The 21,888-nt window shown below is 43.5% G+C and carries 25 protein-coding genes and 1 riboswitch; of the genes, 6 read left to right on the top strand and 19 right to left on the bottom strand.

All coding sequences use genetic code 11. The annotated features are described in order from the left end of the window. Nucleotides 1-87: 87 nt before the first annotated feature. From P404_RS0111925 to P404_RS0111915, 3 genes are read right to left on the bottom strand one after another with little or no spacing between them, the layout of a single operon-like run. The gene (locus P404_RS0111925; RefSeq protein WP_014969559.1) at nt 88-447 is read right to left on the bottom strand and encodes a hypothetical protein; all 360 of its coding nucleotides are present in this window, start codon (nt 445-447) and stop codon (nt 88-90) included. Between the two features lie 56 nt (nt 448-503). Continuing rightward, nucleotides 504-971, bottom strand: coding sequence for a GNAT family N-acetyltransferase (locus P404_RS0111920; RefSeq protein ID WP_026830898.1), 468 nt, complete (start codon nt 969-971; stop codon nt 504-506). 31 nt (nt 972-1,002) lie between these two features. Continuing rightward, nucleotides 1,003-1,518 carry a GNAT family N-acetyltransferase gene (locus tag P404_RS0111915; RefSeq protein WP_014969557.1) on the bottom strand — a complete coding sequence of 172 codons (516 nt, stop codon included), beginning with the start codon at nt 1,516-1,518 and terminating at the stop codon, nt 1,003-1,005. 264 nt (nt 1,519-1,782) lie between these two features. Here P404_RS0111915 and murB point away from each other — a divergent pair, with 264 nt between their 5' ends. Further along, entirely contained in the window at nt 1,783-2,715 is a 933-nt protein-coding gene (gene murB / locus P404_RS0111910) for a UDP-N-acetylmuramate dehydrogenase (RefSeq protein WP_026830897.1), read from the top strand. Nucleotides 2,716-2,778: 63 nt separating this feature from the next. On the opposite strand, the gene P404_RS0111905 is transcribed toward murB, so the two are convergent. Then, nucleotides 2,779-4,002, bottom strand: coding sequence for an aminopeptidase (locus P404_RS0111905; RefSeq protein ID WP_026830896.1), 1,224 nt, complete (start codon nt 4,000-4,002; stop codon nt 2,779-2,781). Nucleotides 4,003-4,100: 98 nt separating this feature from the next. Between P404_RS0111905 and P404_RS0111900 the strand changes: the two genes are divergently transcribed. Beyond that, nucleotides 4,101-4,520 (top strand): DUF1232 domain-containing protein, encoded by a 420-nt coding sequence (locus P404_RS0111900; RefSeq protein WP_014969554.1) that lies wholly within the window; start codon nt 4,101-4,103, stop codon nt 4,518-4,520. A gap of 105 nt (nt 4,521-4,625) precedes the next feature. Here P404_RS0111900 and P404_RS0111895 read toward each other — a convergent pair whose 3' ends face one another. Continuing rightward, nucleotides 4,626-5,462, bottom strand: coding sequence for a formate/nitrite transporter family protein (locus P404_RS0111895; RefSeq protein ID WP_014969553.1), 837 nt, complete (start codon nt 5,460-5,462; stop codon nt 4,626-4,628). A 184-nt stretch (nt 5,463-5,646) separates the two neighbouring features. Further along, nucleotides 5,647-6,255, bottom strand: a complete 609-nt coding sequence (locus P404_RS0111890; RefSeq protein WP_236624396.1) for a hypothetical protein — start codon at nt 6,253-6,255, stop codon at nt 5,647-5,649. Nucleotides 6,256-6,449: 194 nt separating this feature from the next. On the opposite strand from P404_RS0111890, the gene P404_RS0111885 reads away from it, so the two are divergent. Together P404_RS0111885 and P404_RS0111880 are read left to right on the top strand one after the other, a co-directional pair. Beyond that, the gene (locus tag P404_RS0111885) at nt 6,450-7,265 is read left to right on the top strand and encodes a YitT family protein (protein WP_236624395.1); all 816 of its coding nucleotides are present in this window, start codon (nt 6,450-6,452) and stop codon (nt 7,263-7,265) included. Nucleotides 7,266-7,432: 167 nt separating this feature from the next. Next, a complete protein-coding gene (locus tag P404_RS0111880; RefSeq protein WP_014969550.1) occupies nt 7,433-8,092 on the top strand; it encodes a CHASE3 domain-containing protein in 660 nt (219 codons plus the stop codon). A 312-nt stretch (nt 8,093-8,404) separates the two neighbouring features. Here P404_RS0111880 and P404_RS0111875 read toward each other — a convergent pair whose 3' ends face one another. From P404_RS0111875 to P404_RS0111845, 7 genes are all read right to left on the bottom strand, one after another. Beyond that, on the bottom strand, nt 8,405-8,815 hold the full coding sequence (locus tag P404_RS0111875; RefSeq protein WP_371818616.1) for an ArsR/SmtB family transcription factor: 411 nt from the start codon (nt 8,813-8,815) through the stop codon (nt 8,405-8,407). Nucleotides 8,816-8,964: 149 nt separating this feature from the next. Next, nucleotides 8,965-9,411 carry a hypothetical protein gene (locus tag P404_RS0111870; RefSeq protein WP_014969548.1) on the bottom strand — a complete coding sequence of 149 codons (447 nt, stop codon included), beginning with the start codon at nt 9,409-9,411 and terminating at the stop codon, nt 8,965-8,967. A 20-nt stretch (nt 9,412-9,431) separates the two neighbouring features. After that, nucleotides 9,432-10,070, bottom strand: a complete 639-nt coding sequence (thiE, locus tag P404_RS0111865) for a thiamine phosphate synthase (RefSeq protein WP_026830892.1) — start codon at nt 10,068-10,070, stop codon at nt 9,432-9,434. Beyond that, entirely contained in the window at nt 10,060-10,830 is a 771-nt protein-coding gene (gene thiM, locus P404_RS0111860) for a hydroxyethylthiazole kinase (RefSeq protein WP_026830891.1), read from the bottom strand. Before thiM ends, thiE begins: the two co-directional genes overlap by 11 nt. Next, nucleotides 10,811-11,620, bottom strand: a complete 810-nt coding sequence (thiD, locus tag P404_RS0111855; protein ID WP_026830890.1) for a bifunctional hydroxymethylpyrimidine kinase/phosphomethylpyrimidine kinase — start codon at nt 11,618-11,620, stop codon at nt 10,811-10,813. Before thiD ends, thiM begins: the two co-directional genes overlap by 20 nt. Nucleotides 11,621-11,736: 116 nt before the next feature. Next, nucleotides 11,737-11,847, bottom strand: a riboswitch (TPP riboswitch). 59 nt (nt 11,848-11,906) lie between these two features. Beyond that, entirely contained in the window at nt 11,907-13,184 is a 1,278-nt protein-coding gene (locus P404_RS0111850) for a murein hydrolase activator EnvC family protein (protein ID WP_026830889.1), read from the bottom strand. 207 nt (nt 13,185-13,391) lie between these two features. Further along, nucleotides 13,392-14,831 carry a murein hydrolase activator EnvC family protein gene (locus P404_RS0111845; protein WP_026830888.1) on the bottom strand — a complete coding sequence of 480 codons (1,440 nt, stop codon included), beginning with the start codon at nt 14,829-14,831 and terminating at the stop codon, nt 13,392-13,394. A gap of 289 nt (nt 14,832-15,120) precedes the next feature. Between P404_RS0111845 and P404_RS0111840 the strand changes: the two genes are divergently transcribed. Then, nucleotides 15,121-15,528 (top strand): VOC family protein, encoded by a 408-nt coding sequence (locus P404_RS0111840; RefSeq protein WP_026830887.1) that lies wholly within the window; start codon nt 15,121-15,123, stop codon nt 15,526-15,528. 63 nt (nt 15,529-15,591) lie between these two features. Here the strand turns inward: P404_RS0111840 and P404_RS0111835 are convergent, their stop codons facing one another. The 6 genes from P404_RS0111835 to P404_RS0111810 form a co-directional block, all read right to left on the bottom strand. Continuing rightward, nucleotides 15,592-16,104, bottom strand: coding sequence for a type 1 glutamine amidotransferase domain-containing protein (locus tag P404_RS0111835; RefSeq protein WP_026830886.1), 513 nt, complete (start codon nt 16,102-16,104; stop codon nt 15,592-15,594). Between the two features lie 29 nt (nt 16,105-16,133). Then, complete coding sequence (locus P404_RS18605) at nt 16,134-16,304, bottom strand: hypothetical protein (protein ID WP_014969540.1); 171 nt, start codon at nt 16,302-16,304, stop codon at nt 16,134-16,136. A gap of 28 nt (nt 16,305-16,332) precedes the next feature. Then, entirely contained in the window at nt 16,333-16,773 is a 441-nt protein-coding gene (locus tag P404_RS0111825) for an Ohr family peroxiredoxin (protein WP_026830885.1), read from the bottom strand. 146 nt (nt 16,774-16,919) lie between these two features. After that, the gene (locus P404_RS0111820; RefSeq protein ID WP_110418080.1) at nt 16,920-18,305 is read right to left on the bottom strand and encodes a hemolysin family protein; all 1,386 of its coding nucleotides are present in this window, start codon (nt 18,303-18,305) and stop codon (nt 16,920-16,922) included. A gap of 143 nt (nt 18,306-18,448) precedes the next feature. After that, complete coding sequence (locus P404_RS0111815) at nt 18,449-18,931, bottom strand: DUF456 domain-containing protein (RefSeq protein ID WP_014969537.1); 483 nt, start codon at nt 18,929-18,931, stop codon at nt 18,449-18,451. A gap of 63 nt (nt 18,932-18,994) precedes the next feature. Continuing rightward, complete coding sequence (locus P404_RS0111810) at nt 18,995-20,200, bottom strand: DUF2254 domain-containing protein (RefSeq protein ID WP_081809598.1); 1,206 nt, start codon at nt 20,198-20,200, stop codon at nt 18,995-18,997. A 194-nt stretch (nt 20,201-20,394) separates the two neighbouring features. Here P404_RS0111810 and P404_RS0111805 point away from each other — a divergent pair, with 194 nt between their 5' ends. Continuing rightward, nucleotides 20,395-21,879 (top strand): aldehyde dehydrogenase family protein, encoded by a 1,485-nt coding sequence (locus P404_RS0111805; protein ID WP_026830882.1) that lies wholly within the window; start codon nt 20,395-20,397, stop codon nt 21,877-21,879. Nucleotides 21,880-21,888: the final 9 nt, after the last annotated feature.

Genomic DNA, 21,888 nt, shown 5'->3' with positions numbered 1-21,888 from the left:
TTCGTAGTGTACGCAATATCGATTCTTCTTGAAAGACTCAAAAAAAATCTTGGTGTTTCTCTGCTTCGAGAATAGCACCAAGATTTTTTATTTTTCACTCACTTTCAAGTGCGAATTTCGAAAAGCTTCATCCTGCTTTCCGACTTTTTCGACACTTGTCCCAACCGAACCGACATACTCAAGTTGTCGTTCAGGTTGAATGAATTCATAGGTGACGGCGGGTTCACCACGTAAGCGGACCTGAATCACTTGCCGATGTCGAAATGAAAACGAGGCCTTCACTTCTAACAATGATGTCTGATCGATGCCATGCCGGGTTTGTAACATCTTAGCCAATTGTTCTTCCGAACTACGTTGGCTAATTTGAAGTTCAGCATAGGAGATACCGACAGCAAACGATAACACCCCGATCAGACTTAACGCGAGAATGACCAGTACTTTTTTCAATGACTGACTCACCTCCAGATAGAGTTCTTCCTGCTATCATCATCGGTTCGTCCACCCTATTCCTGAAGTCTTTTTGGAACTTCACTTAACTGCATCTGCATATCCAGATGCGGGATGCCGTCTTCTAGATAAATCTCTGATTTCTCTTCAAATCCAAATGAACCATAAAACTCTTTCAGGTGCGCCTGCGCTTGAAGGTCAATCAAAACCTCGCCTTGCTCTTGAAGATACGCGATCGCTTCGTTTAACAGTCTTCTTGCTATTCCATGCGATCGGTAATCGACTTGCACGGCAACACGTCCGATCGCAACTGCTCCGGACGACTTTCTCGGTAAAATCCGTAAGCAACCAATTAATTTCTCTCCCTCATAAGCAAGACCATGTAACGCGTCTTGATCACGATTGTCGAGCTCGGGATACGGGCAGTCTTGTTCAACGACGAAAATATCGGTTCGTAACTTCAGTAACTGATATAAGCTTGAGACAGTTAACTCATTAAATGTGATCAACGTGGTCTGGTACATGAATGACTTCGCTCCTCTATCATTTCATAGGTCATCCTCTAAACAGCCGAGATAAGCGACAGGAATAGATGACGACTGGAATTCCATTGAAAACTGTGTCCTTTTCCCATTGTAACCCATTCGCCCGCGCGACATTTTGGGAAGATTTATTTTCTGGATGAATAATCGAAATCAAACGATCGTGTCCTCTTTCAAACGCTTCGCGCATCAACCGATTTGCTGCTTCTCGACCATATCCGACCTTCCAATGAATCGGTGTCAACCAATATCCGACTTCTAATTCTTCGACACCGTCCACTTCTTGAAGAATGAGTCCGGCAAATCCGACCGGTTCGCGTGTTTCTTTTTTTTCCAACAATAGAAAACCGGTTTGGCGGTCGTCTTCATATCGTCCGAATTGTCGTTCGAACCAACTTCGTGCTTCCGCCTCTTCTAGTGCCGTCCCGCCATTGATATACCGCATGACGCGTTCATTTTGGACAAGTGTTTTATAAAAGGAAAAATCTGCTTCTGAAAATGGTCGCATCTCTAACCGTTCACTTTCCATCTGAAATCCCCCTTTTTAAATACCAGGCCTTCATTTTATTTTTCCCCTTTTTTCTTTTATTCATTCCTGATCCTATTATTTTTATTTTTAAAGAAAATCATCATATATTGATGAAAATTCACTCCTATTTCTGAAGTACAGCTTGCTTTTTATCTGTCAAGTCTGTATTTTGGGGACAGTATGCTAAACATCAATCATAGAATTAGTGTAAAATATATTTTGAGCGTTTTTAGCTGAATGGAATTTATGAAAAAGGACTGAGACATGATGACTGAGCAATTATTAGAGCAATTATTAGCTGGATTATATGAAGGTATCGCAAAAGAAGCCGTTTTGATTAATGAACCCTTAAAAAACCATACGTACACTAAAATGGGTGGGCTGGCGGATTTGTTCCTCATTCCGTCGACATATGAAGAAACAGCATTTGCTGTTCGTTATGCCTATGAACACGAACTCCCTCTGACGATGCTCGGAAACGGTTCGAATCTTGTCGTTCGTGACGGTGGTATTCGTGGAATCGTCTTATCTTTCGAAAAACTAACCGATATTTCTGTTGAAGGACATGAACTCGTTGCCCAAAGCGGCGCTGCGATCATCCAAGCATCACGTGTTGCGTATGACCATGCTTTGAGTGGACTTGAGTTCGCCTGTGGTATTCCCGGTACGATTGGCGGAGCTTTAATCATGAATGCCGGAGCCTACGGTGGCGAAGTAAAAGACTGCCTCCACAGCGCGACGGTCTTGACGCGTAAAGGCGAACTGTTGAACATCTCACACGAGGAACTTGAGCTTGGGTATCGATCAAGCTGTTTTTCGAAAAAAGAGTACATCATTTTAGAAGGACGCTTTTTACTCACAGAAGGTGATCCTGCCTTGATCAAAGAAATGATGGATGACTTGACGCATAAACGTGAGACGAAACAACCACTTGAGTATCCATCTTGTGGAAGTGTCTTCAAACGCCCGGAAGGTTATTTTGCCGGTAAATTGATTCAAGACAGCGGTTTACAAGGCGCACGGATCGGTGGTGCTGAAGTTTCTCAAAAACATGCCGGATTCATCGTCAACATTAAAGATGCGACAGCAACAGACTACATTTCGCTCATCCAACACGTGCAGGAAACCGTTCAAGAAAAATTCGGAATCTTACTGGAACCGGAAGTAAAAATCATTGGCGAAGAATTACACAGTTGAATCAAAAAAAGGGAGTAGGCCAACACAATTAACGTGTCCGCCTACTCCCTTTTTTGGAATGGATTAAATTGCCCAGTTTCCGTCGCGCATCAATGGTTCACGGGTTCCATCCACTAGTTCTCCATCGATCGACATCTGACCTGAACCAATCATGAAGTCGACGTGTGTCATCGAGTCGTTGGCACCTTGATCAGCCAATTCCTCATTCGATAAGCTTGGTCCGTTTTCAAGGCAGGTCGAATAGGCACGGCCGATCGCCAAGTGACACGATGCATTTTCGTCAAACAACGTGTTATAGAATAAAATCCCGGAGTCTGAAATCGGTGAATGATGTGGAACGAGGGCTACTTCGCCCAGGTAACGTGCACCTTCGTCCAGTGAAATCAATTCGTCCAGTGCTGCCTGTCCTTGTTTTGCCTCGGCTTTAACGATTTTTCCGTCTTCGAACCATAATGTGAACCCATCAATCAGATTCCCGCTGTAGCTGAGCGGTTTCGTACTCGAAACATGACCGTTCACACCTGTCTTTTTCGGTAATGTGAAGACTTCTTCCGTCGGCAGGTTCGCGATGAAATCAACTCCATCGGCATTTGGTCCACCACCGCCAAGCCAGACGTGACGCTCTGGTAATTCAATCGTCAATTCTGTACCCGGTGCTGAATAATGTAATTTTTTATATTTTTTTTCAGTTAGGAACGTCGCCTTTGTCCGCAAGTTCGTGTCATGTTGCTCCCACGCTGCGACTGGATCGGCTTGATCAACGCGTGTCGCCTTCAGGATAGCATCCCACAGGTCTTCCACAGCGTGTTCAGAGTCCGGGAATACCTTAGCCGCCCAAGCATCCGAAGGCGCTGCGATGACACACCAGCTTACGTTATCGCTCATGACGAATTTACGCCAGTTAGCTAATGCAACACCTGCTGCTTTGTTGGCACGGGCAATCCGGCTCGATTCGACTCCGTTCAATAAATCCGGATCTTCACTGACGACGGATAGAAACGCTGTTTTCTCCTCTGCCAACTGATCGAATCGTGCTGTTAACCAATCCGGGAAGGCGTCAAACGAATCTTCCGGTGCGTCGAAGTAACGGATTTTCGTCATTTCGTCATCAGACCACTGCACATATACGTTAGAAGCTCCCACTTCATACGCAACACGCGTGATTTCACGGACGAGCGGTGCATTTTCGATTCCGGCACGAACTTCCAATTGTTGACCTGCTTGTAGGTTAATTCCTGTTCGTACGGCAAGTGCGGCATACTTTTTTAACTGTTCTTGAGTCGGCATTATGTAATCCCCTTTCAACTATTACTCTTATTTTCACGAAATAGTTGCAATTTTGCAAGAAATAAGGTGAAACTAGAGATACAGAAGGAGTGTTGATGATGGAATTTACACCAGGCGATTTTAAATCTGCTTACACCTATTTTCACCGACAAGCATTAACAGCTGTCGGAAATACGAAAGCACAGGAAGACTTATTGATTCAAGGCGAACTCGGATTGGCGCGACTCACAACGGATATCGCGTCAGAAGATGGTTCGGATATCGAACGTGAAGCGGAACTTGTCCTTTATTTCCAACTCAAACAATTACTTGAAATGTTACGGGCGCTATATACGAAACGTTTTGAGATGCAACCTGAGCAAGAACAATTGTTATTGACAGCCGTTCTATATTTCACGTCTCCGGTTGATGCCTTACCAGATGAAAACATCTTAGGATTATTCGACGATGCACAAATCGTCGAAGCCATCTACGAAGAACTGGCGGCAGATGTCGATCGTTTTCAGCATCTGGAGTAACCGAATCAGATCATGTCCTACACCCATTCATAACAAAGAAGGATCCGATTTTTTCATCGGATCCTTCTTTGTGTATGGTCAAGCCCATCGAACCCGGGCCATTTTTTAAGCTTTTTGTTTTGAAGCGATATTGATCGTTGCTGCTTCTTGATCCGATTGATCGACTTCTAATTTTGATTTATTGAGCCATGTGTAGATCATTCCCATGAAAAGTGCTCCGCCGATGATGTTTCCAAACAAGGCAGGAATCAGATTGTGGATTGCTCCAGCAAACGAAATCGCTTCTGGGTGCGGTACGACTAAAGCAAGTGAGAACAATGCCATGTTAGCAATGACATGATCAAATCCAGAGGCAAAGAAAACAGCCACGAGGATCATCATCATCATGATTTGTGCTAACTCATTTTTCATGTTTTTTGGAATGAAAATCGCTAGACAGACCATCCAGTTGCAAAAAATCGCTCGGGTAAAGATTTCCCATGTCGTATGGTGAATCTTCGTCTCCGATACGGCAAACAACCAGTTGTCCATCCCGAGTTCCTGAATGATTCCCGTTTGTGAAAACAGTAAAGCAAATGCCAATCCGCCGAGTCCGTTTCCGATAAAACAAAGCGTCCATACTTTAAACGTATCCATTTTCGATGTATAACCACGCATCGTCGATGTCGTAAAGTACATCGTGTTTCCGGTGAACAATTCTGCTCCGCCATAAACAATCAAGACGAGCGCAACACCAAACGTCAATCCACCGACAAGTGTCGTGACAGGTGATTCATTTAAATAAAAACCGTTGATTGATTTAAGTGTAAATATGATTGCAAAACCAATGAAAACGCCAGCCAGCATCGCTCGAACCAAATATTCTAGTGGACGCAACTGTAACATTTGCGTCGATTTGACGGCTTTTTTTCTTAATCCTTCTAATGCTTCTACCTCGTTCATCGTAGAAACCTCGCTTTCTTTTGTTCAAAACTTCACAATGTCTGTTCACTTATTATCATACTTCCATCTTATAAGATGTTCAAGTGATGAATAGACCTTATTTAGCGTTTTGTCAAAAGAACAAGGTGAAAACGATATCATTGTGTCAAGTTTGTGAAAAATGCCTTTTCATTGTTAGATACAACTAGTTTTCAGGTGTGATGCGGAGCGCATCGACAAACTTTTCGAAAAATGCGGCCCGCCTTGAATCAACAAGAATATAGTCTTCCACGACGACACGATTAAACCGATCTGCGGAAGAACTGGCTCGGTCGATATCTTTCGGCGTATACTCTTCAAACTTCGAACGGTCCACGTCAAATACCACTTCAGTGAACGGATCATTGTACTCGATCCGGAGTTCGGAGAGATCCGATACACTCAAAAAAAGACCTAACGTATGGTGCATGATGAGCTTTGGCAAACGACTTTCTAAAAAGAATGGGCTTCCACGTTTAATATCCTCCGTATCGCTCCCTGTCCACGCTACTCGTTCTTTCCCCGTCACGCGATACGTCATCCGTACGGTTGTCCCTGTAATTGAAACGTCGTCTAAGGACTCGGAGAACGGAAACTGTTTGACCAATTCTTCGATGGCTGCCGTATTTGAAATGGACGTGCCGACATGACGGGTAATCACATGACCGTCTTTCCAACTTTCTTCTTCCGGTTGTTTTTGCTGCTGTAAGACCACCCATGAACCGGTCGATAACCCGATTCCGACACAGAAAATGATCAGTATGATTTTTTTCAAAAAAATGGTCCCCTTTCTCAAAAAACTCGTCGTTTTGTTAACCTTTTTCAAATCAGGGGTTGAATTATTCCTGATATCAGCGTACTCTTGCAGGCAGATACTTTTACAGAGGAGGAGCATGAGATTTCTCATCATTCACCATGAAAATTAAACGACCTACAAAGAAAAAACGAACAGAAAAAATTGGTTTCCTTTTGGTTGGAACATTGTTGTACTCGTTGTATATCAGCCTTCTCTTATCACCTAACGATATCGGATCCGGTGGTATCATGGGGATTACGCTCATTGCCCAAGAATTGTTTCATACACCCATCGGCTTGACACAACTTGTCTTAAACATCCCACTTTTTTTACTCGGCTTTCGTTTTTTACCCAAACGATTTATGTTTTTATCGGGTATCATCGTCCTGGTCTCTTCTTTTTTGATTGACTGGATTCCAACACAAATCGTACCTGAGTCTTTAAATGATCCTCTCGTCGCTTCTATTTTTGCCGGTCTTGTTTCTGGTTTAGCGATGGCCTTGATTTTCTTTGGCGGTGCCTCAACAGGCGGACTCGATATTCTCGGGAAATTTTTCTATGCACGTTTTCATAATTGGCCGCTCCCACGTATTTTTTTAATGCAGGACTTAGTGATTTATGTACTCGTCTGGTTTGTATTTGATTTGAAGCACGTCATGTATGCACTGATCATGAGTTTTGTTCGTGCAAAAGCACTTCAAACCGTCTATAGTTTTTATTCTGCTTCTAAGCAATGTATCATCATTTGTGAAAAAGCAGATGAAATCAATGAGGTCATCACAAAAGAACTTGGACGTGGTGTGACGATTCTTGATGCGCGTGGTGGGTATTCGAACCGAACGAAAAAGATGGTGTATGTCGTTGTCCAAAACAATGAAATCCTTAAACTACAAGAAATCGTTTCCTCTGTCGAATCCAATGCCTTTGTCACATTTTCCGAGATTCATACGGTTTTCGGAAATTATAAAGAACACTCGTATTCTTTTTAATCTTCGTGAAGTACCTTCACCGCTACATAAATTTTATGTAGCGGTTTTTTGTGTACAATACGCAAGATAAGAGAAAATGTTCCATCTTTATTTGCATAATCCTTCACTTTTTGGGAAATAGTGGTTAAGATAATGACATTACGTATTAGTAAAAAAGGATGAATTGTATGAATCAGCTGTGGCGTCACCGCATCATTCTCATTCTGATTGTCAGTCTGTTCGCTTCAATCCCATTGCTTTATGCCTTGAATGGATACCGAGCTATTTCTAAACTGACGGAAGAAATGCATAGACAAGATATTCCAATGATCAAGCAAGTCGACGAGTTGATAGAACATAATCGCGACCGGGCAAATGCCGTCCGTGGATTATTGTTATACGAAGATGAACGTTACATCGAACAGTATTATTTTTCCACTTCAAAAGTCCATGACTTACGACGCTTACTGAATGCATCCAATCAGACGCCAGGTGCAATCAAAGATTTATTGCTACGTAACAGCGCTTGGGAAGAGGAAATCGAGGAAGTGTTCACTGTCTATGAAACCGATCACCCACAGAATGCCAAAAAATTAGCTAGGCAGACGACTCAAACCACTCAAACGATTCTCGAGGACCTCTCACAAATCAAAGAGAAGTTGTATCGTGAATTGGAACAAAAGCTCGAATTAACAACTGAATTAACGGCGAATTATAAACGGATGTGCATTAGTTTATCGATCTTATCTTTTTTGTTAATTGCCGCAACCATCTTTTTATCAAAATTAGACGAGAATACTCCCACTTCTAAACGTTCAGGGCGAAACCCTAGTGCAAGTGGGAGATGAATCGTCTTCGGGCAAGGCGTGTCTTGCGACACGTCAATTGTCCGACACTCTTGGTTTGAAAACAATTAAAATCAGGAATAAAAAAAGAGTCATGTTCTTTGAAAACTGAAGATAGTAGGGTTGTGACAGGAAGTTCGTCTGTCACGTAAAATCTTCAACGTTCACCTTGCGGATGACCGAAGTAGCGAAAACCAAGCAGAGTAGGCATCCGTATAAAAGAAACGGACAAGATCAACGTTCTAAACCTGTCTCCTAAACAAAAACAAACACGTGACGGTCACATGGACGGTACGTGTTTGTTTTTGTTTTTATTCAGGACGAGAATTTTCCTTCATTCACGTGTTCCATCGCAAGATGCACAAGAGAGGACACATGATGATCATCCAAGGAATAGTAGACGACTTTTCCTTCTTTTCTATATTTTACTAACCCTTGTTTCAACAAGGTCCGCAGATGGTGGGACGCTGTCGCGATGGAACAATCGACTGAAGCGGAGACGTCACAGACACAAAGTTCTTCTTCTATCGTCAGCGCATAGGCGATTCGCAGACGCGTTGCGTCTGATAATACTTTAAACAGCTTTCCGATATCCATCGTCGGAATCGTATCGACGACGTGCCCAATTTCCTGCGCACGTTTTATATCAATGGCAATCGTTTCACAACGTGGGGCATCCAACGCAATCACCTCTTTCCTTTTAATTGCACCATCGATTCGGATCAATTGCAAGAAAATCCATTCCTGACCTCTGACCTACCTCTAAATCCGTCAAAAAATAACTAGTTTCCCCTGCTCGACTCCTATTAAAAAAGTTCTCTTCTTAAAGTACAGAAGAGAACCCTTTTAGACGCTATCCGGAAAAAAATGAACAATCAGCGTTCTGATTTGTGTTGATTTCGTCTTGTGATCGCGTAAAAGAACCAACCACCCAAAAAATTTCCGATATCCCAGACAATCCGATTATTGTCGACGGCACGAACACCGATATCAATGATACCTGTACTGTATAGGCGTTCACGATACCGTTTCCGTAACAACCTCGGTAACGGAAGATGCAACATCAGCCGGTAAAAAAGATCGAGATGTGTGTGTCCCCAAATCTCAGTCGCGATGGAGCTCGTTTGAATCAGCAAGGAACGTTTATAACGTTGTTGGTATTTATTTTTTAATAGAACAGCTAGTTGATACGAATACCGATTAGGAAAAGGGAACAAAGCTGCTCCTAAATGATATTTCCCTCGATTATCGACTCGAATGATTTGTGGTTCGATTTTATATCGAATCCAACGTCCCCGAAATCGAATAGACTGCCATTTCACGACTTATCACCTCTTGATGACTATACCCTGTCTGAAATGCTCTGACGCGCTTGTTTTGCGGCTTCTCTGAATTCCTGTGTCGCCCGTTCGATTTCTTTTTTCGCAAACAGTGTGGAGATGACAGCATATCCGTCGACTAAACTGCCTAGTTCACCGATGTTTTCTTGGGTGATCCCGCCAATCCCGACCAACGGAACCTGAACAGCTTGACGAATCGCCTTTAACGTTTCTTTCGGCATGAAAGTAGCATTTCGTTTCGTCGTCGTCAGAAAAAGTGAACCGACGCCTAAATAATTCGCCCCTTCCCGTTCCGCGATTAGTGCCTGTTCTACCGTCGAGACAGAGACACCAATCATCGCTGTAGGCAGAAGACGACGAGCTTCACGCAAAGGGATGTCTTCCTGTCCGATATGCAAACCAGCGCCTACGAGCATCGCAATATCAATCCGATCATTGATGATCAGTGGCACGCCGTAACGTTCCGTCAACGCCTTCAGTCCGATGGCCGCTTCTAAAAAAGTTTTTCCTGATGTTTGTTTTTCACGTAATTGAACAATCGTCGCACCACCTTTGAGCGCTGCTTCTACCGCATCTATCAAGTTCAATTCAGGGTGAAACCGTCGATCGGTCACGGCATACACGAAGTAATCAGTTTCCATCGGTTTGCACCTCCTGAAGCGTCTCTTCCGTCATTAAACTGACTGCATTAAACAAACCCGTCCGAAAATCACCGATCCCTGCTTGTCGATCAGCAAGCTCCCCTGCTTTGCCCATCAAATATGTCCCATATACGGCTGCCTCGAATCGGCCATATCCCGCTCCTAAAAACGTCGCAATCAACGAAGCTGTCATACACCCCGTCCCGGTCACTTGCCCAAGCCGCTTTGCCCCGACATCGAGACGGCATTGACGGCTTCCGTCCGTCACAAAGTCAATCGGACCTGTCACGACAATGACTTGGTTGGTTTGTGCTGCAAAGGTATGGACTGCTTGAAAATCGAGTGATTCCCCTTCCGCAACATCTACTCCTTTTGTCGTCGTCGCTTGCCCGATTAGCGTTTTGATTTCTGAGGCATTTCCTTTAATGACCGTAAACTGAATGTCATGCATCAATTCGTTTATGAAATTCGTACGTAATGTCGTCGCGCCTGTTCCGACCGGATCCAGAATAATTGGTTTGCCCAATCGATTAGCGGTTTTCCCTGCCAACAGTTGCGCCTCCCGGATCGATGGATGCAGCGTGCCTGTATTGATGACGACAGCGTCAGCAAGACCAACCATCTCTTCTACTTCTAATACATCTTCCGCCATGACTGGGGATCCTCCAAGCGCTAGCGTCATATTGGCACAGTCGTTGATCGTGACCGTGTTCGTCAAATGATGAATCAGTGGTTTTTTGTCATGAATAATCGGTAACATGATTTTCCCTCCAAAGTTCGTAAAAGTGATGGGTTGGTCCAATTCCGTGTCCGAGCGCAAAACCGTGGCGAATCGCCTCCGTCACGTACTGTTTCGCATACATGATACTGTCGTACAAGGAGTCACCTTGTGCGAGTCGGGCTGCAATCGCAGCAGACAACGTGCATCCTGTACCATGTGTGTGCTGACGAGTTAGTCGTTTCTGTTCATACACGTAATGATTTCCTTGCGTATATAACAAATCGATTGCTTGTTGTCCCTCCAAATGACCACCTTTGAGCAAAATGGCTCCCCCGGGTCTTTTCGCTAGTTCCACCGTTGCTTGTTCCATATCCGAAAGCGATTGAACCGTCCTCCCAATCATCCGCTCGATTTCGGGGATGTTCGGTGTGACGAGTGTCGCGAGCGGTAACAGATGTTCTAACAAGGCTTGTTCTGCATCTTTCCGTAACAAGCCGTGTCCACCTTTTGCGACCATGACTGGATCTAAAATGATTGGAGCATCACATTGTTTTAATTGTTTTGCGATGATTTGAATCGTTTCTTGATTAGAGACCATCCCGATTTTGACAGCATCAACACGAATATCGGAAAAGATAGATGTCAATTGTGCTTCTACAAGACGAGGTGACACATCCTCGACGGCTTGGACACCTAATGTATTTTGTGCCGTAATCGCTGTGAGGACACTCATCCCATACACGCCGAGGGCAGAAAATGTTTTTAAATCTGCTTGAATGCCCGCTCCACCACTAGAATCCGATCCTGCAATCGTCAATACATGTTTCATATCGCTTCCTCCCTTTCTTATGAGCCAATTAGGAGAAAACGGACGACAAAAAGCGCCGTCCGCTGTAAAAAAGCAGACGACGCCATGAAAAACCCTCATCTAGGTTTTATATCTCATGTCTTCGATCTCAACTTTCCTACGCTGGTATTATCCAGTTCAGGTGACAGGGTCGAAAACAGAATAGTTTTCCTCTCAGCCGGACTCCTCCAGCTCCCCTAGTTGCTCGTAATTTAATTCCTTTTTACTGTAGCATAGCGTTATCAAAAAAACGAGCCGAAGCTCGTTTTCATAAATATCCAAGTGGATTAACCGTGTTTGCCGGTCCTGTCGCACTGTATTGATATCCACCGATATGCAATTCAAAATGAAGATGTGGTCCAGTCGAGTTGCCGGTACTTCCAAGCGTACCAAGCGATTGACCTTGTGAAACCGTCTGACCCGCACGAACTGCCAACGAATTCATATGAGCGTACACCGTCGTATAGACTTGACCATTCAGGAAATGCGAAATCATGACATGGTTTCCGTAAGGTCCTCCACTTCCAGCTGTAATGACTGTTCCGGAAGCGGCTGCTCGAATCGGCGACCCCACTGGTCCGCTGAAGTCTACTCCATTATGAAAAGTATACCCGTTTGCCCCACTCGCCGGTCCAAATCCTTGTGAAACACCACCTGAAGCTGGACGAATGAACTTCGCTGAGCCTGTTGGAACACTAACGACCGGAGAAGGACTGACTGCGGATTTATTTGATTCGCTCGTCGCTTTTGCCGCCTCTTTTGCCGCACGTTCAGCCGCTGCTTGTTCAGCTGCAGCACGTTCAGCTGCTGCCTTTGCCGCTGCTTTCGCTGCTGCAATCGCTCGCTCTTGTGCTTCTAGTGTCGCTTGTAATTCTTTGGCGTTCAATAGTTTCGTCGTGAACTTCGTTTTCCCTTTACGCAACTTCTTTAAGGTCGCACTCCGTTCCTTCATTTGCTTCTTCAGCTGTTTTTTCTGCTCTAACAACGTTTCTTTTTCTTGAACACGTTCTTCTTTTTTAGCCATAAGATTACGTTTCATTTCGGCTAGTTTTTTTTGTGTCTCCAGGTAGGCAGAAATCATCTTGTCATCTTGTTCAGCAATCTTTTTACCTGCCATGACGCGACTAAATAAATCCCCTAGATTTTTCGATCCAAAAATGACTTCTTCCCATTTAATTGAATTTCCATCATTTTCTTGAAGGACACGTAAACGATCCCCCAACAGTTCTTCTTGCCGTTTCAACATCGCTTCATATCGAACAATTTCCGCTTCGAGATCTTTAATCTGAAGATTCAGTTGCTGAATCTGTTTATTTTTTTCTGAAATCCGGAAAATATTTTCATTGATCGCAGCATCAATTTTATTGATTTCTCGCTGTTCCGTTGATATTTTAGCTTCTTGTTTTTTGATTGCTTTTTCCAATTGACGCTGTTCTGTCGCATTTTGAGATTTCTTTTCCTTAATCGTCGCAGCATGACCAGAATTCGGCGCAGTTGCCAAAAGTAATGTTCCTAACAATACTGTCGAAAGCAATTTTTTTAACATGGTCAGTTTCCTCACTTATGTATGAATTCTTATTTGAAAAGTATTTAATTCAAAGTATTTCCGTCTGAAATTGATTATAGCATCGTAATAGTTTCAGTAAAATTTCATTTGTGTTTCAAGTGAAACCGTTTTTTTGTAATATAAACTTCTTTTTTATGACATTAAAAAAGGAAGAATCACTGCTATCGCAATGATTCTTCCTGTTATTTATAAAATTGACATCGGATTAACGGTATTCGCTGGACCTGAAGCACTGTAGCTATAACCACCTACGTGAATTTCAAAATGTAGGTGTGGGCCTGTTGAATTCCCTGTACTTCCAAGAGCTCCAATTTGTTCACCTTGACTGACACGTTGACCTGCACGTGCATTCAACGAACTCATGTGTGCGTAAACTGTAGTATACGTTTTTCCATCTAACTGGTGAGCAATCATGACGTGGTTACCATATGGACCGCCACTTGATGCTGTGATGACCGTTCCGGTTGCTGCTGCAACGATTGGTGTGCCGACTGGAGCACCAAAATCGATTCCGTTATGGAATGAATAACCGTTTGATCCACTTGCCGAACCATATCCTTGCGTGATTCCTCCGCTTGTCGGATGAATGAACAACGAAGATGATGATAGAGCAGGTGGTGCTGGTGTCGGAGCAGGTGCTGCCTGCGGTACACTTGGTGTCGCTTTTGGTGCAGATTGTTTTGTTGAACCGGTAGCAGGTGCTGATGATTTCTGATTCGCTTTTGCTGCTGCTTTCGCCGCTGCTGCTTCCGCTGCCTGTTGTTCAGCGGCTGCTTGTTCTGCCGCTGCCGCTTGAGCCGCTTGTGCTTTTGCACGCGCTTTTGCTTCACGGGCTGCCTGAGCTTGACGTTCTTTTTCAATCCGTGCTTCACGTTCACGGGCTGCTTTTTCAGCTGCAATCGCTTGTTCTTGTGCAATCAAAATTTGTTGGACTTCTTTTGCATCCATCAATTGTGTTTCAAACTTCTTTTTTTGTTTCCGGAGTTCTTTTAAGCGTTTGTTCCGTTCTTTGATTTGTTGCTCAAGTTCTGCTTGTTGACGTTTAAGATCTTGTTTTTCAACAACTAATTTCGCTTTTTTATCTTTTAATTGCTGCTGGGCACGTGCTAATTTTTTCTGTGTGTTTTGATAATCAGTAATCATTTTATCATCTTGTTGTGAAATCGATTTTCCAGCTAACACACGGCTGACGAGATCCCCGACATCTTTTGACCCAAAAATGACTTCTTCCCATTTAATAGAATTCCCATCATTTTCTTGCATAACACGAAGACGGTCACCAAGTAATTTTTCTTGTCGTTTTAATTTCGCTTTATATTTTTCGATTTGTTTCCCAAGCTCAACGATTTCTGCTTCCGTTGCTTTGATTTGACGATCTTTTGCTTCAACGGCAAACATCTTTTCGTTTAATGCTTCGTCCAACCGATTGACCTCTTGCTGTGTTTTAGAGATTTTTTGTCCTTCTTGATTAACAGAAGACTCTAAGTTTTTTTGCGTATTTGCATTTTCTTGTTGTTTTTGTTCGTTTTTGGCTTTTTGTTCACTTAAGTCATCTGCTGCTACGAAATGAGGAGTGGATGAAAGAATAAGTGCGGAAACGATGAGCGACGCGAACGTTTTTTTCATGTAGTATTCCCTCTTTTTCTGTGTAATTTGTATAGACTTTTCTGGGTAGTTTATAGTAATTTTTTTAAGTAATATGGTAATATTATTTAAATTTCATAATAGTTTTTAAAAATTATAAGAACGTTTTTGATTATAGCATTCATTTTACCTCTATTATATTTCAGTGATATGTCATTTTTAATAAGTTCTCTTTTCGACCGGAATGTCTAATTTTTATGGGGGCGTCTTCATTGCGTGTTGTTGAAGAGTTTGACACACTGTAACTATCGAAGTAAAGGAGGAACTATCTATGCATTTGGATCATACGGGTATTGCCGTTCGCGATATGCAAGAAGCGATTACGTTCTATACAACCATTCTAGGAGGAACACTGATCCGGGAGTACAGCAATCCGACTCCTGGTGTTGCATCAAACATTGCTGTCATCGCCTTTGAAGATGCACACATCGAGCTATTGACTCCAACAAGTCCCGAAAGTCCGATTGCTCGTTTCTTAAAACAAAGCGGAAAAGGTGTGCATCATATTGCCTACCGTGTCGATGATTTAGACCAAGCAATCCACGAAGCAAAAGAACGTGGCATTACCTTTTTAGAAGATACGTATCGCCAAACTCCACTCGGACGACGGTTAATCTACATGGATCCGCGCCATTCACATGGTGTCATCACGGAGCTATGTGATTATCCAGAAAACTAAAAAAAACGAGCGTTTCTCAACCTAAAAAGGCGGAGACGCTCGTTTTTTTAGTAAGAACCCAAGTTAAGCAAGTTTTGCTAACATTTCACGATTGAATGCCGGAATGTCATCTGGTTGACGGCTTGAAACGAAGTTATCATCTACGACTACTTCATGATCTTCAAACGTCACCCCTGCATTTTCTAGGTCGATTCGAATCGATTTATATCCTGTCATCTTACGTCCTTTGACGATTTTAGCATTAATCATCAATTGTGGACCATGACAGATCGAGAAAATCGGTTTTTTTGAGGCATCAAATTCTTCTGTAAACGTCACGAATCGAGCATCTTCCCGAAGCAAGTCCGGTGAGAATCCGCCCGGAATCAATAATGCGTCAAAATCAGAAGAAGACGTTTCGTCGATTGTAAGATCGACTGTCACTTTTGCTTCTTCTTGTTTTCCAACAAGTACCGTTCCCTTTTCAGTTCCAACGACTGTCACTTCATGACCTGCCTCTTTTAACGCTTCAACCGGTCCGGTAAATTCTACATCTTCAAAGTGATTAGCGAGTACGACAGCTACTTTTTTACTCATATGATTGATCCCCCAAAATAAAGTTTACGTTACTTATCTAATCCTCGATCTCGAGATGACACCGGATCATCCGGCATCTGATCTTTTCCTTTAAGGACTTCTTCTTGTTGTTCGGGTGAAAGCTCACGTTCCTTATCCGTCAAACGTTTTCGTTCATCTTCAAACTTTTCGTTCGGTCGGTCCGTTTCTTTTGGAGCCATGTAGCTTCCCTCCCTTATCAAGGACAAGTCAGTTGCTTAACGTTTCGACTACTTTTACGGATAAATCAACATCGATGTTGCCACGTGTCGCTTTTGAATATGGGCAGAATTGATGTGTTTTTTCGAGTAGGTCCTGCGCTTCTTCTTCTGTCACACCTACGACTTCAACAACCAGCTTGGCAGCGATTTTTACACCACCAGCTTCTTCATCTTCGAGCAGGCTGACTTCAGAATTTGTCCGTGTTTCGACTCTTTTTTTCGCTTGACGTGCCATTAAGTTAAAGGCGCCATCAAAACATGCAGCGTATCCGGCAGCAAATAACTGCTCCGGGTTAGACGTTGGTATATTTTCTTTGCCTTTTGTACCAGGCATTACGAGATCTAAATTAATTACGTTATCATCAGAGGCGACCTTTCCATCGCGTCCCCCTACTGCAGTTGCGCGTGAAGTAAGAATTGTTTTCGTCATGAATAAGAACCCCTTTGTCAGCTAATTTTAGTAGCTTGTTTTGGCCACATAGACAGTAATACCACTGTCTGCAGAAGAATAAACAACTAAAAAGATTCTTCCTCACAAAAAAAGACTACACCGAAGTGTAGCCGCCTTCTCGACGCTTAGATAATTTCTTCTGTCACTGGTTCTTTTTCAGGTAACTGCAGGTAAATCGATTTGACTTGGTGATTGTCGACTTCCATGACTTTGACCGTATGATTTTTATAACGGAATTCCTGACCACTTGATACTTCCGTATCCTGCGCCATGACCCAGCCACCAATCGTATCAATGTCTTCTTCTTCAATTCCTAAATTGAAACGTTCGTTTAAATCATCAATCAAGACACGACCGGAAATCCGGTACAGTCGTTCATGAATCTGCTCGATGTCTGCTTTTTCATCTTTGTCGAACTCATCGCGAATCTCACCAACGATTTCTTCTAAGATATCTTCCATCGTGATGACACCGGCAGTCCCACCGTATTCATCAATGACAAGTGCCATCGGTGTCCGTTCGACTTGCATTTTCAGCATCGCGTCTTGTAAAGGCGAATATTCCGATACAATCGGTAAGTTGTGGACGTAATAACTTAATGCCTTCCCTTTGTTCGCCATATGGTCGGTGAACAGTTGTTTCGCATTGATGAAGCCTAAAATCTTATCCTTATCGCCTTCTTCCGCGACCGGATACCGGGTAAACTGGTATTCCTCGACTAATGCGATGATGTCCTGCATCGTGGCATCATTTGAAATAGTAATTAAATCCGTCCGCGGTAACATGATATCTTTCGCAATCCGTTCATCAAACGAAAAGATATTTTGCATGTAAGACAACTCGGTTTGGTTGATTTCACCACTCTTGTAACTTTGAGTCATGATGATTTTGATTTCTTCTTCCGAATGGGCATCTTCATGTCCGACCGGTTCAACTCCAAATAGACGCAAGAACACACGGGCTGAGCCGTTTAACAACCAAATCACCGGTTTCATGACTTTCCCGAACCAATAAAGTGGTGGCGCAAGCAACATCGTGATGGCTTCTGTCTTTTGGATCGCTAACGACTTTGGTGCGAGTTCGCCGAGGACGACGTGCAAAAACGTCACGACGGAAAAGGCTAACGTAAACGAAACGACAGTTGAAATAGATTCAGGAAGCTCAATTTCCTTAAACACCATTTCCAGGATCGCGCCCACCGTCGATTCACCTAACCACCCTAACCCAAGTGCCGTCACCGTAATCCCGAGTTGACAAGCTGATAAATAATAATCGAGGTTTTCTACTAATTTTTTAGCCGTCTTCGCCGTTTTGCTACCTTCTGTGATCAATTGATCGATTCGGGACATCCTCATTTTTACGACCGAAAATTCTGCTGCAACAAAAAACGCGGTCAACACAATCAAGAGTGCAATAATCAAAAGCCGAATGATAATCGTTGTTGTATCAAATGTTTCCACTGCGTGTGTACTGTCCAATCGTTTCCCCAAACTAAGGGGATTCACCTCCATTTAATTAAGCCGGCAACATCTTGTCGGTCTTTTCCATCAAAAAGAAGCTTGTTTTTTAACGAACAAGCTTCTCTACTTTTTCATATTCATACTATAACGGAACTCTCACGAAATGTGTACTTGCAGATGACGTTTCTTTTCACTTACACGACATACATGATGAAAACAACGATCATCAACAACATCGCGATTCCTTTTAAGAGCGCACTTGAAAGAATGCCTAGGACGGTTCCGATCCCGATTGATACCGAATCTTTCCATGTTTTTTTACTGATGATTTTTTCGGTCAGAATCGCAAACACAAATGGAAAAATCAGTAGACCGATTCCTGGAATGATGAACGGTCCCGTGATCAAGCCGACGGTCGTCGCGATTTTCGCAGCCTGTGATCCACCACGCCGATCGACCGTATACGAACTGACTAAATAATCCAATGTAAACAACAAGACAATGAAAACCGCTTGGATGATCCAAAAACTAATCGTCAATTCTGTAAAACTAAATCCAAATCCATAAATTAAAAATCCAATGACAAGTAATGGCGCGCTTGGGATGACAGGATAAACAAGTCCGGCAAACGCCGCCAAGAAACAGACGGCAATCAATGTCCATAATACGATGGTCATGCATATCTCCTACTTTCTGATTTCTTTCCTTCCTACGATTACGTCAAAATCCGTGGAGAGGTTTCACAAACTTGCTTTTTGCTCGGCTTGTTCAAGATGACGGCGATCCCACTCATTTAACGACGACCAATCAACTTCTGAACAGACAAACGGGATGAATTGATCAATGCTGATTCTATGTTCCGGAAGTGCACTCCGCTTCATGATTTCAAGCGATTCAAGCATCGTCGCCAGAACGGAAATATCCTCTTTTCCATAATGGCGTAGTTGATAGAAGGTCAGGTAAAGAAGTTCAGCAAACGTCAGGCGACTCATCACGACCGTTCCCGTTCCAGAGACTAACAGATGACCATCCTTTAAGACGGTATAACGTCTCAATAAATCTCCGATTTGCCGCATCGCATGACGAGCGGTGTTAGGATCGTTAATGCCGGGTGAAATAGCCCGCAACGCCACTTCCGTTAATTTTTGAATCACAAACGGAAAATCCTGTTCGGCTGATCGAGTCGGTCCGATGATGATCCCTTGCTCCACATCTTGTTGCGTCGTATTCCCGATTCGTTGTCCTTGTGTGACGTAACTCCCGATTGCAACATCGATCACGACATGCCGATCCGATTTTATCAATAAGTCATAATCAACTGCCTGCAAATAACCGGTCTGAGTAGCAGTCACACCGAAGGGATGGTTCGTCCCGTTGTCGGACACGAGCTGGTAACGTCCCGCTTCAATGGCGTCGGTGTGTTCTTCAATCAGCATACATCCTTCTTCATGCAGCCGATCGAGTAACGTCGTCACGCGAATCGACTGACTGACAATATGCACAAATGCAACAAACGCAACAATCGCAATCAAAACGACAATCACGGCAACTGCTGAGGCAACGACACTATCTTTTAAGGAAGGACGCATAAAAAAGAGCATTGTGATCGAATACGTGACCGTCCCGATGAAAACCCCAAAGATATGTTGTACTTGCCGATTCTCAATGAAATTCGGCAACGTCCGCGGAGAAAATTGAGAGGAGTAGGTCGTCAAGACCACTAAAATCGTCGAAAACGTAAACGTCATCATCGTCAACAGCCCCGTAAAGACTGCACTGTGAATGGTTTGTGCCAATCCGAGAGTCGTTTTCCAATCGCTCGGAAACAACTCTTTTGCATATAAATCGATGGTTAAGACGATTGCCGTCAACATCGCTCCACCTAGTCCGTAAAGGAGGGGCCACCACCAGTTGGTTTCTCGATACAATAACTTCAACTTCTGCATTCCTCATCCACTCCACTCTTAAATATACCGGTATATTTTTAATTCCTGTTTCCACATCTAGTAAAACGTATTCTCGTAATTTTTTCAGAAGATACCAAGTCAATTCATTTTGTGAAAGTGTAAGTTTGTGTTTTACTTCTCCACATAACGTGAATAACTTAAGTGTTATCAAAACGAATTGGAGATGAATATCCATGCAACAGCAAACACAATCAACACTCAATACCGACTTCACTAAAATTTTTATTAATGGTCAGTGGCGCAAAGGCGCAAGTGACAGCAATATGAAAAATACGAATCCTTTCACAGGAGAAACATTATTTGAGATTTCGGCAGCAAATAATGACGACTTAGATGATGCTTATCAATCTGCGAAAGTTGCCCAAAAAGAATGGGCGAAAGCCCCGGCACTAAAACGCCAAGGATTAATCGAACAGTTCTTAAAAGTCATGTATGAAGAAAAAGAAACGATTGTCGAATGGCTCATCAAAGAGTCAGGCAGCACACGCATCAAAGCGGAAGGTGAATTCCTGGCGTCCGTCTTGATCGTTAAAGAAGCAGCTACTTTCCCACTCCGGATGCACGGTGAGATTCGTCCATCGGTCGTTCCTGGTAAAGAAAACCGGATTTACCGGAAGGCACTTGGTGTCATCGGCATCATCAGCCCATGGAACTTCCCGTTCCACCTTGCTATCCGTTCGATCGCTACGGCTATCGCAATCGGAAACGCGGTCGTCGTTAAACCGGCAACCGATACACCGGTATCAGGCGGCTTGATCTTTGCAAGTCTCTTTGAAAAAGCGGGTCTTCCGAAAGGTGTCTTAAACGTCATCGTCGGTCGCGGATCAGAAATTGGCGATTCCATCGTCGAGCACCCGGTCCCACGTTTGATTTCCTTCACAGGTTCGACGGAAGTCGGTCGCCATATCGGTGAACTGGCCGGGAAACACCTGAAAAAAACTGCTCTTGAACTTGGTGGAAACAACGTCTTCGTCGTTCTTGACGATGCGGACTTAGATCGCGCGGTCGAATCCGCTGTTTACAGCAAATTCTATCACCAAGGTCAAATCTGTATGTCGACGAACCGAATTCTTGTCGCTCAATCGATTCACGATGAATTCGTCGAAAAATATGTCGCTCGTGTCAAAGAGCTTCAATTCGGTGACCCTTCGAACGACCGGACACAAGTCGGTCCGCTGATCAACCAATCACAGGTTGATCGCATCATGGAAGAAATCGAAAAAACAAAAGCTGCTGGTGCAACAGTTCGTGTTGGCGGCGAAGCAAACGGTAACGTCATCGCTCCTACTGTCGTGACGGGTGTGACAAACGATATGCCGCTTGCGAAAAATGAAATTTTCGGACCAGTTGCTGTCATCATTCCATTCAAAGATGACGCTGAAGCGCTTGAACTTGCGAACTCACTTCCATATGGATTAAGCGGTGCCGTTCATGGTTCATCCATCGAACGTGCGACTGAGTTTGCACTTCAAGTCGAAACAGGAATGATCCACATCAATGACCAATCAGTCAACGATGAGCCGCATATGCCGTTTGGTGGCGAAAAAGACTCAGGTCTTGGTCGTTTCAACGGCGAATGGGTTCTTGAAGAATTCTCGACAGTCCAGTGGTTGTCTGTCATGCACGAACGCCGTCAATACAAACCATTTTTCGAATAACAATATGAC

Origin of the sequence: Exiguobacterium antarcticum DSM 14480 (assembly GCF_000685865.1) — a bacterium.
In the GTDB taxonomy this organism is placed as follows: domain Bacteria; phylum Bacillota; class Bacilli; order Exiguobacteriales; family Exiguobacteriaceae; genus Exiguobacterium_A; species Exiguobacterium_A antarcticum.
The sequence above is the reverse complement of the archived record's forward strand: the minus strand, read 5'-3'. Positions and strand labels throughout refer to the sequence as shown.